This is a genomic window from Streptomyces fuscigenes (assembly GCF_021556455.1).
Taxonomy (GTDB): Bacteria; Actinomycetota; Actinomycetes; order Streptomycetales; family Streptomycetaceae; genus Streptomyces; species Streptomyces fuscigenes.
In genome coordinates this window covers 1-9,864 of record NZ_JAKGCV010000199.1, presented here as the reverse complement: position 1 = coordinate 9,864, position 9,864 = coordinate 1, and the positions used below count along the sequence as shown (strand labels likewise).

Below are 9,864 nucleotides of genomic sequence, written 5' to 3'. Positions count from 1 at the left end.
CGCCGGGCCGGACGCCGCCCTGCCGCCCCCCGGCGGCGGGCGGCGCGCCGGCGCGCCCGGCTCAGGTCTTGTCCCGGAACTTGCGGACCGCCAGCGGCGCCATCACCAGCGTGATCCCCGCCGCCCACGCCAGCGTCATGAGCGCCGAGTGCGCCACCGGGCCGCCGTCGACCAGGCCCCGGGCCGCGTCGGCGAGGTTCGAGAGCGGGTTGTAGTCGGTGAAGCCCTGGAGCCACCCCGGCATGGTCTTCGTCGGGGCGAAGATGGACGAGCCGAACTGCAGCGGCATCAGCACGATCATGGCCACTCCCTGCACGGCCTGCGCCGTCTTCATGGTCAGTCCCAGCAGGATGAAGATCCACATGAGGGCCGCGCCGAACAGCAGCGACAGTCCCACCGCGGCGAGCAGCCCGAACACGGACGTCTGCACGGTCATGCCGAGCGCGAAGCCCATCCCCAGCAGGATCGCCGTGGCGACGAGCATCCGGCCGATCTCCACGACGATCTTCGCGATCAGCACCGAGGAACGGGCGATCGGCATCGTGCGGAACCGGTCCATGACCCCCTTGCGGAAGTCGTCGTTCATGCCGGTGCCCACGGCCATCGCGATGTTCATGCCCATCATCGCCATCAGGCCCGGGACCACGTAGTTCAGGTAGTCGTGGCGGTCGCCGCCGAGACTCGCGCCGACCGAGCCGCCGAACACGTACACGAACAGCACCGTGAAGACGATCGGCATCAGCAGGACGTCGAACATCGACTCCGGGTCCTGGCGGATCTGCAGCACGTTGCGCCGCACGAGGGCGCCGATGTGGCGCAGGTTGGCCCGCAGGCCGATCCGCCCGTCGTCGGCGGTGCGCTCCCGCGCCCCGCGCGCCGCCGGGGGCGTGGGCCCCGGTGCGTCCTGCGGCAGGCCGGCCGTCGCGGGCTGTGCCTGCGCGCTCGTAGACGTCGTACTCATGCGGCGACCCCCTCGGTCTCGTTCTCGCTGCCCGACCCGCTGCGCGCGCCGTCGGTCGTCTTCTCGCCCGTGATCGCCAGGAACACCTCGTCCAGGCTGGGCAGGTGCGTGCCGATGTGCGCGAGGGAGAAGCCCCGCGCCCCCAGCAGCCCGATCACCGCCGTGAGCTGCTCGTCGCTGAGGATCGGCACGTACAGCGCACCCTCGTCCGGCACCGCCGTGGCGCCCGCGACCCCGTCGAGGCCCGCCTCGGCGATCGCCCGGACCATCTGCGGCAGCGCCGCCGTGTCGGTCGGAGTGATCTTCAGGGTGCGGCCGCCGACCCGTGCCTTCAGGTCGTCGACCCGGCCGCTCGCGATGACCCGCCCCCGGTCGAAGACCGTCAGCTCGTCGGCGAGCTGCTCGGCCTCCTCCATGTACTGCGTGGTCAGCAGCACGGTCGCCCCCTCGCCGACCAGCCGCTGCACCTCCTCCCACACCTCGTTGCGCGTGCGCGGGTCGAGGCCGGTCGTCGGCTCGTCCAGGTACAGGACGGACGGCCGCGCGATCATGGAGGCCGCGAGGTCCAGCCGGCGGCGCATGCCGCCCGAGTACTGCATGGCCGGCTTCTTCGCCGCGTCGGTCAGCGAGAAGCGTTCCAGCAGCTCGTCGGTGCGGCGCCGGGACTCCTGCCGGGACAGGTCGAGCAGCCGCCCGATCATGTAGAGGTTCTCCCAGCCCGACAGCTTCTCGTCCACCGAGGCGTACTGCCCGGTCAGGCCGATGGTGCGGCGCAGCTGGCGGGGCTGCCGCAGCACGTCGTACCCGGCGACGACGGCCGAGCCCGCGTCGGGGCGCAGCAGCGTGGACAGGATGCGTACGAGCGTGGTCTTCCCCGCGCCGTTCGGCCCGAGCACGCCGAGGACGGTGCCCTCGCGCACGTCGAGGTCGACCCCGTCGAGGGCCCTGGTGCCCTGGGGGCCGCCGAACTGCTTGACGAGCCCCCGCACCTCGACGGCGATGCCCCTGCGGGCACCGCCCTGGTTCTTGTCGATTCGCGTCATGCCCACCATGGGACCAGCCGCCACCGACAACGCACCGACAGGCCGCCGACAGGCGGGCCCGCCTCCGGCGCTCGCACCGATATGTCGCCGACAGGTCGCCCGTGGGACGCGGAGCAGCCGTTCACCGGACCGGGCGGGACGCGGGACATCCGTCCGCCGGACCGCGAGGGGCGCCGCGGGGGCCTTGGCGCCCGCCGGCCCCGGGCCGGGGGGAGGGGCGTGGACGCGGCCGCGCGGACATGCGGCGGCCCGCCGACGGGGGACGGTCGGCGGGCCGCCGTTGGTGCGGGCAGTGGCTCAGTGGAAGGTGTGCTCCTCCTGGGGGAACGTTCCTCCGACGACCTCCTCGGCGAACGCCCGCGCGGCGCCGCCCAGCGTCTCGCGCAGGTTCGCGTACTGCTTGGTGAAGCGGGGCACGCGGCCCGGGGTCAGACCCACCATGTCGGTGTAGACGAGCACCTGCGCGTCCGTCGTGGGGCCCGCGCCGATGCCCACGGTCGGGATGTGCAGGCTCCGGGTGACCTCGGCCGCCAGCTCGCCGGGCACCAGTTCGAGCACCACCGCGAACGCGCCCGCGTCCTGCACGGCCTTCGCGTCCCGCAGCAACTGCTGGGCCGCCTCCTCGCCCCGGCCCTGGACCCGGTAGCCCATGGCGTTGACCGACTGCGGGGTCAGGCCGATGTGGCCCATCACCGGGATGCCGGACGCGACAAGCAGCGAGATCTGCTCGTGCGACCGCTCGCCGCCCTCCAGCTTCACGGCGCCCACGCCCGCGTCCTTCACGAGGCGCGTCGCGCTGCGCAGGGCCTGCACCGGCCCCTCCTGGTAGGAGCCGAACGGCAGGTCGGCGACGATCAGCGCGCGCTTCGTGCCCCGCACGACGGCGGCCGAGAGCATCGCCATCTCGTCGAGGGTCACCGGAACGGTCGTCTCGTACCCGAGGTGGCAGTTGCCCATGGAGTCGCCGACCAGCATCACGGGGATGCCCGACTCGTCGAAGACCGACGCCGTCATCGCGTCGTACGCGGTCAGCATGGGCCACTTCTCGCCGCGCTCCTTGGCGGCGGCGATGTCGTGGACGGTGATCCTGCGGGAACTCTTGCCGCCGTACAGCGCCTTGCCGCTGCTGTCGGCGGTCGCCGGAGCCTGCCGGCTCGGCGCGGGGTCGGCGGAGGAAAAAGTCATGGCCGAAGGCCCTTTCGTCATCTCAAGGCGCCCTGACGGCGTCCCTGGACCACCTCCATGGTGGCACCGGGCACCCCGCGCGGGAAGTGGTGGTCACCGTGCGCGGCTGTGATCCGGGCCCCACGGGAGGCCGGGAACCTCCGGGCCCCCAGGTCACGTCCTGGTCTCGGTAGGCGCTGTCGTGAGGCGGCGGCGAAAGCAGGGGTCCATCACCTAGGGTCGGACTGACCCGGGCGGGTGCACGGCGCGGGACCCGGCCGGACCCAGGACGCACGGGCGAAGTCAGCGAGGTTTTCATGACGCAGGAGCACACGGCGGAGACGGTGACGATCCCTTCGGACGGTCGGCCCACCGGAATCCGGCGGGGCTCTGGCCACTGGCGGGGCTGGCGGCCCGGCATGTGGCGCAGGGGTCTCGTGCTCGCCCTGGTCGCCGTGCTGGTCACCCTCGTGATGGGGCTGCACTCGCACATCCCCAACACGATCGGCAACGTGGGCTCCCTCGCCGAGACGTTCCTGCCGTGGTTCGGCGTCGCCGTCCCGGTGGTCCTCGTCCTCGCGCTCCTGCGCAAGTCGGCGACGGCGCTGGTGGCGCTGGTCCTGCCGGTGGTCGTGTGGCTCAACCTCTTCGGCGGACTGGTCGTCAGCAAGGAGGCGACCGGCGGGGACTTCACCGTCGCGACGCACAACGTCGACGCGGACAACCCGGATCCGGCGGCCACGGCGCTGGACCTGACCCGCTCGGGCGCCGACGTCGTCGCGTTGGAGGAGCTGACGCCCGCCGCCCTTCCCACGTACGAGAAGGGACTCGGCGGCGCGTACAAGTACCACGCCGTGGAGGGGACGGTCGCGCTCTGGAGCAAGTACCCGATCAGCGGTACGCACGCGGTCGACATCCGCATCGGATGGAAGCGAGCGATGCGCTCGCTGGTCTCCACGCCGCACGGCGAGGTCGCCGTCTACGTCGCCCACCTGCCCTCGGTGCGGGTCAAGGTGCACGCGGGCTTCACCGCCAACCAGCGCGACAACAGCGCGAACGCGCTCGGCGAGGCCATCGCGAAGGAGCCGCAGCACCGGGTGGTCCTGCTGGGCGACCTCAACGGCACGATGAACGACCGCTCGCTGGACGCCGTGACCGCCCAGATGCGCAGCACCCAGGGAGCCGCGGGCGACGGGTACGGGTTCAGCTGGCCCGCGTCGTTCCCGATGGCGCGGATCGACCAGATCATGGTGCGGGGCGTGACCCCGAAGTCCTCGTGGTCCCTGCCGGAGACCGGAAGCGACCACCTGCCGATCGCGGCGCGCGTCACGCTCTGACGGGTCTCACGATTCGGGCGGGTCCGGCCGCTGAGACGGGCGCGGCGGGGGCGTCGGGTGCGGCAGCTCCGACGGGTCCACGTGCGGTCGTCCGGGGCCGGCGGGCGGTCACCGGGCGTCGGGGAAGCCGAACAGCCACGGGCTCTCCTGATCGACGAACCGCCCGGGGTGCCCCGCGCCGGGCCGCGCCCCGCCCTCGCCGGGCCGCCCGGCGTCCCGACCGGGGTCGGACTCCGGGCGCCCGGACCCGCCGGAGCGACTGATCGTGCCCTCGCCGGAGCCGGAGCCGGAGCGGGAATCGGAGCCGGAGCCGGAGCCGGAGCCGGAATCGGGGCCGGAGCCCGAGTGGGAATCGGGGCCGGAGCCGGAGCCCGAGCGGGAATCGGGGCCGGAGCCGGAGCCCGACTTTGCCATCGTTGTCATCCTTTTACCTTTCTTAACGATGTGACCACCTCTCCTGCCAGGTTTGCGCGGACCCTGGAAGGGAGGAAACGTGCAGACAGCGAAATTAAGGGCGAATCGGGTGTGAAAAGCACAGAGAGGCAGACGGAAGGCGCGGATACGGCCGAGGTCGAGGCCGAGGCCGTGACCGGCGACTCCGCGACGGCGGCCAGGGAGGCCCGGCCGGCCGGGGCGGGGGACTCCCGCGACCGGGCGACGCGGGCGACCGGGCAGCGGCACGCCCCCGCGGGGAAGGCGCGGCCTCAGGACCCGGGGCCGCGCGGGCAGCCGTACGCGGGGGAGCCGGTCGCGGAGCTGTGCGGGTCGCTGGAGCGCGAGGCACCCGTCGTGGTGCCGCGCATCGTCGCGTCGATCAGGCGCCGGCACCCGGACTACGTCGTGGTCCCGCCGGCGGAGCACGAGGAGGCCGTACGGCTCCAGCTCCACCTCATGCTGTCCGGCCTCACCGAACGGCGGCCCCCGACGGCGGCCGAGGCGGACCTCTGCCGCGACCTGGGGCGCCGCAGGGCCCGGCAGGGGCTCCCGCTGGAGTCCCTCGTCGCGGCGTACCACGCGGGCTACCGCGACGTGTGGGACCTCTTGCTGGAGCGCTCCCGGGAGGCGGGGCCCGGCCTGGCCGAGCAACTGCTGTCGCTGGTGGGAATCGCCTGGTCCTGGCTGGAGACGAGCACCGCGGTCATCACCGACGCCCACACGGAGGCGACCCGCTCCCGCGAGCAGCGGCACGTCGCGCTGGGCCACCAGCTCCTGGAGGCGCTGTACGCGGGCCGCGCCGCCGACCCGGAGACGCACCTGCTCGCGCAGGCCCTCGCGTTCGACCCCGAGGGGGCGTTCACGGCGGTGGCCTGCCGCACCGGGGCACCGGGCGCCGCGGGCACGGAGGAGACGCGCCGCTGGGCCCGCGACCACGGCTTCGGCTGCGCGGCCGCCTCCCGGGGGCCGTCGACGGTGTTCCTGTTCCAGCACGCGGACGAGGCGGCGCTGCGCCGCCGCCTGCGGGACCTGGGGGCGGTACCCGCGGGCCTCGGGCTGTCCCGGCGGGGGCTGCCCGGCGCCGCGGAATCCGTGCGGGACGCCGAGAGCGCCCTGCGGGTCGCCGCCACCAGGGCCGACGGGACGGAGGGTGCGGACGGAGCGGGCGTCGTGGCCTTCGAGGAGGACTGGCTGCTCGCGACGCTCCTGCCGCACGCGCCGCGCCTGGCCGCGCTCCTGGAGCCCGTGGAGCGGGTGGGCCCGCCCGCGCAGTCCGCGCATCTGCGGGACGCCGTACGGGCCTACGCGGCGCACGGTTTCTCGATCTCCGCCGCCGCGGACTCCCTGCGGGTGCACCCGAACACCGTCAAGTACCGCCTGGAGCGCTGGCAGTCGCGCACGGGCTGGGACGCCCGCAGCCTCGACGGCCTCCTGAAGTCGCTGCTGGCGCTGGCGACCTACGGCTAACGGGGCGCGGCGCCCCCGCCCGGCGCGTGGCGGGGCCCCGCGACCGCGGGCGGCCCCTGCGGGGGAGCGCCGGTCAGGCGAGGGAGGGCCACCGGGCGGCGGCCCACCCGGCCCAGTCGGCGAACCCCGGGGGGGGCGGACCGGTGTCGCGCCCCGCGAGTTCCGCGGCATCCGGCTCCTCGAAGGCGGCCCGCCAATGCGCGAGGTCCGCCTCGCTCATCGGGAAGGTCTCGTCCGGGGCGGCGGACCAGCGGCGGGCGACCCGGGCGCGCTGGGTCGCGGGGTCCACCGGCAAGTACACGAGCTCGCAGGACGCCCCCGCGGCCTCGGCCAGCGAGCGGACGGCGGACCGCTCGTCACGCGACCAGCAGCCGAAGTCGACCACCACGTCCAGGCCGAGCCGCAGCGCCTCCAGGCCGAGCCACAGCAGCCGCCCCTCCAGGACGTCGCGGCCGCCGCCCGCCTCCGATTCGCCGAACAGCGGGATCATCCACTCGTCGGGCGTCAGCCGGAGCGCGCCGTGGCTCCCTGCCAGCTGCTTCGCCCGGGTGGTCTTGCCGGCCGCGGGCAGGCCGACCATCAGGAACAGCGTCGTCACACGAGGATCGTGCGGGCGAACAGCGCCCGGAGCAACCGGTTTCCGTGCCGCTTCCCGGCACCGCGACGCACGGCCGGCATCCTCCCGGCGCGTGGGTCGGCGCCCCCGCCCGGCGCACGGCGGCCGACACCGCCCTCGAAGGCGGCCGCCAGCCGCGGTGGGCCGTCCGGCACGGGCACGGGCGGCCCTCCCGGCCTCTCCCGCGACCCCCGCGCCGCCCCCTCAGCGCCCGCCCGCCGCCCGCAGCACCGTGCCCGAGATGTAGCTCGCCTCGGGCGACAGCAGCCAGGCCACCGCCGCGGCGATCTCCTCCGGCTCGCCCGCGCGCCGCAGCGGGATGCCCGGCGCCATCCGCGCCGGACGGTCCGGGTCGCCCATCGCCGCGTGCATGTCGGTGTCGACGAGCCCGGGGGCCACCGCGTTGACGCGCACGCCCTCCGGGCCCAGTTCCTTCGACAGGCCGACCGTCAGGGCGTCGACGGCCGCCTTCGTCGCCGCGTAGTGGACGTACTCGCCGGGGCTGCCCAGCGTCGCCGCCGCCGACGAGACGTTCACGATCGCGCCCGCCCCGGCCGGGGGCTTGCCGGCCGCGCCGGGGTCCGCCGTGCCGGAGGCGGCCCGCGCCGTCATCTCGCGCACCGCCCGCCGCGAGCACAGCAGCGTCCCCATCAGGTTCACGTCGACGACGCGCCGCAGCACGTCCGTCGAGACGTCCGCGAGGCGGCCGAGCGGCCCGGTGACGGCCGCGTTGTTGACGAGCCCGGTGACGGGGCCCAGTTCCGCGGCGGCCGTGTCGAACAGCAGGTCCACGTCGCCCTCGCGGGAGATGTCGACCCGGACCGTCACGCACCTCGACCCCCGCGCCCGCACGGCCTCGGCGGTGCGGGCGGCGGCGTCGGGGTCGTTGACGTAGGCCAGGGCGATGTCGTGACCGTCCGCCGCCAGCCGCGCGCAGATGGCCGCGCCTATGCCGCGTCCGCCGCCCGTGACGACCGTGACGGGGCGGCGCGCCGGGAGCGCACCCCCGCCGTCCCCGCCGCCCGTACCGCGCGCCGCGCCCCCGCCGCCGGCGCCGTCGGCACGCCGGGCACCCTCAGCAGCCCCAGCACTGTCCATGCGTTCCCTCGCTCCGCCCGCGTCCGTCCGAGGCCCGTCATCGTCGCACCCCCGGCCGCGGGTCCCGGCGCACCCGGACAGCGCCCGGCGGACCGACCAGGCCCCGCGTCCGCCCCGAGCGCCCCACAACCACCCGAACGGATGGCAGCGCCCTGCCGGTCGGCGTCGGACCATGGCGGTGACGCACAACGACGTGCGCCACCACCCTCCGTGAGGAGACTCCTGTGTCCCGTGACGCCTCACCCCGCCGCTATCTGATGTGCCCGCCGGAGCACTTCAGGGTCACGTACTCCATCAACCCCTGGATGGACCCGGCCAAGCCGGTGGACGTGCGACTCGCCCTCGCCCAGTGGGAGGACCTGCGCGACCGCTACCTCTCGCTCGGCCACACCGTCTCGCTGCTGCGGCCGAGGCCGGACCTGCCCGACATGGTGTTCGCGGCGAACGGCGCCACCGTCGTCGACGGCCGCGTCCTCGGGGCCCGCTTCGCCCACCAGGAGCGCACCGCCGAGGCGGAGGCGCACCTCGCGTGGTTCCGCGCCGAGGGCTACGCGGACGTCCAGGAGCCCGCCCACGTCAACGAGGGCGAGGGCGACTTCGCCGTGACGGCGTCGTACCTGCTCGCGGGGCGCGGCTTTCGCAGCTCGCCCCTCGCGCACGACGAGGCGCAGGAGTTCTTCGGCAGACCCGTCATCGGACTGGATCTCGTCGACCCCCGCTTCTACCACCTCGACACGGCGCTGTGCGTGCTGGACGACGCGGCCGACGAGATCATGTACTACCCGGAGGCGTTCTCGCCCGGCAGCCGCTCCGTGCTCGCCCGCCTCTTCCCCGACGCCCTCCTCGTGGGCGCCGACGACGCGGGGGCGCTCGGCCTCAACGCCGTCAGCGACGGGCGGCACGTCCTGCTGCCGAGCGCGGCGTCCGGGCTGTTCCGGCCGCTGCGCGCACGGGGGTTCGAGCCGCTCGGCCTGGACCTGTCCGAGCTGCTGAAGGGCGGCGGCAGCGTGAAGTGCTGCACGCAGGAGCTACGCGTCTGAGCCGCCGGCGCCCGCCCCGGAGCCGTCGTCACCCGCGTCTCCGGGGCCCCCGGCGGCCCGGTCCTGCCCGGGCGGCGGCCAGGCGTCGCCCCACTCGGTGTCCCGCGCCGCCCGGTACAGGGCGCCCAGGCGCTTCGTCACCGTCTCGCGGCGCAGGCCGTCCTCCACGGTGCACAGGTCCAGCAGCACCTGGCCCTTGCGCAGTTGGGGCCTGCGCACGACCCGGGCCCCCGCGGGCCGGGCGCCGGAGCCGGCCGCGCCGCCGTCCGCCCGCACCGCCGCGACGTAGCTGAACTTCTCGTCCTCGTAGGGCAGCGAGCCGCCCTTGACCTGCCGGTGCAGCGACGACCTCCCGACCCGCGCCGCGAAGTGGCACCAGTCCGCGCCGCGTTCGATCGGGCAGGCGCCGTCGTGCGGGCAGGGCGCCGCGACCGTGAAGCCCGCCGCGATCAGCGCGTCGCGGGCGGCCATGACGCGCTCGTAGCCGTCGGGGGTGCCGGGCTCCACGACCACCACCGCCCCGGCCGCGCGGGCCGCGCCCGACACGAGCGCGTCCCGGTCGCGTTCGGACAGCTCCTTGAGCACGTAGGCGACCGTGACGAGGTCGCTCGCCGGCAGCTCTCCGGCCGCCGCGCCGATCCGGGCCCGCCGCCAGTCGACGGGCGGCAGCCCGGGCACGCCCGCGGCCAGGTCGCGGCCCACC

Annotated in this window: 9 protein-coding genes and 1 pseudogene; 3 read left to right on the top strand and 7 right to left on the bottom strand. The window is 75.1% G+C overall.

The genetic code is table 11. The annotated features are described in order from the left end of the window. Nucleotides 1-61 precede the first annotated feature (61 nt). The 3 genes from L1885_RS16920 to panB all read right to left on the bottom strand — a co-directional run bounded on the left by L1885_RS16920 (nucleotide 62) and on the right by panB (nucleotide 3,189). Entirely contained in the window at nucleotides 62-961 is a 900-nt protein-coding gene (locus L1885_RS16920) for an ABC transporter permease (protein WP_235797957.1), read from the bottom strand. Next, nucleotides 958-2,004, bottom strand: coding sequence for an ATP-binding cassette domain-containing protein (locus L1885_RS16915; protein ID WP_372481961.1), 1,047 nt, complete (start codon nucleotides 2,002-2,004; stop codon nucleotides 958-960). The genes L1885_RS16920 and L1885_RS16915 overlap by 4 nt, the downstream gene beginning before the upstream one ends. A 297-nt stretch (nucleotides 2,005-2,301) precedes the next feature. Next, on the bottom strand, nucleotides 2,302-3,189 hold the full coding sequence (gene panB, locus L1885_RS16910; protein WP_235797955.1) for a 3-methyl-2-oxobutanoate hydroxymethyltransferase: 888 nt from the start codon (nucleotides 3,187-3,189) through the stop codon (nucleotides 2,302-2,304). A 398-nt stretch (nucleotides 3,190-3,587) separates the two neighbouring features. Between panB and L1885_RS16905 the strand changes: the two genes are divergently transcribed. After that, nucleotides 3,588-4,505 carry an endonuclease/exonuclease/phosphatase family protein gene (locus L1885_RS16905; protein ID WP_372481962.1) on the top strand — a complete coding sequence of 306 codons (918 nt, stop codon included), beginning with the start codon at nucleotides 3,588-3,590 and terminating at the stop codon, nucleotides 4,503-4,505. A gap of 108 nt (nucleotides 4,506-4,613) precedes the next feature. On the opposite strand, the gene L1885_RS16900 is transcribed toward L1885_RS16905, so the two are convergent. Then, complete coding sequence (locus L1885_RS16900; protein WP_235797953.1) at nucleotides 4,614-4,928, bottom strand: hypothetical protein; 315 nt, start codon at nucleotides 4,926-4,928, stop codon at nucleotides 4,614-4,616. Nucleotides 4,929-5,030: 102 nt separating this feature from the next. Between L1885_RS16900 and L1885_RS16895 the strand changes: the two genes are divergently transcribed. Then, complete coding sequence (locus tag L1885_RS16895; RefSeq protein ID WP_235797952.1) at nucleotides 5,031-6,407, top strand: PucR family transcriptional regulator; 1,377 nt, start codon at nucleotides 5,031-5,033, stop codon at nucleotides 6,405-6,407. A 73-nt stretch (nucleotides 6,408-6,480) separates the two neighbouring features. On the opposite strand, the gene L1885_RS16890 is transcribed toward L1885_RS16895, so the two are convergent. Continuing rightward, nucleotides 6,481-7,005 (bottom strand): P-loop nucleotide/nucleoside kinase family protein, encoded by a 525-nt coding sequence (locus L1885_RS16890; RefSeq protein WP_235797951.1) that lies wholly within the window; start codon nucleotides 7,003-7,005, stop codon nucleotides 6,481-6,483. Between the two features lie 222 nt (nucleotides 7,006-7,227). Then, the gene (locus L1885_RS16885; protein ID WP_235797950.1) at nucleotides 7,228-8,121 is read right to left on the bottom strand and encodes an SDR family oxidoreductase; all 894 of its coding nucleotides are present in this window, start codon (nucleotides 8,119-8,121) and stop codon (nucleotides 7,228-7,230) included. Between the two features lie 191 nt (nucleotides 8,122-8,312). Here L1885_RS16885 and ddaH point away from each other — a divergent pair. Beyond that, nucleotides 8,313-9,161 (top strand): annotated as a pseudogene (ddaH, locus tag L1885_RS16880) (dimethylargininase); the annotation flags it as partial. On the opposite strand, the gene L1885_RS16875 reads toward ddaH, so the two are convergent. Beyond that, on the bottom strand, nucleotides 9,150-9,864 hold a 715-nt coding region (locus tag L1885_RS16875), incomplete at its 5' end, for a small ribosomal subunit Rsm22 family protein (protein WP_235797948.1). The pseudogene ddaH and the gene L1885_RS16875 sit on opposite strands and share 12 nt — an antisense overlap.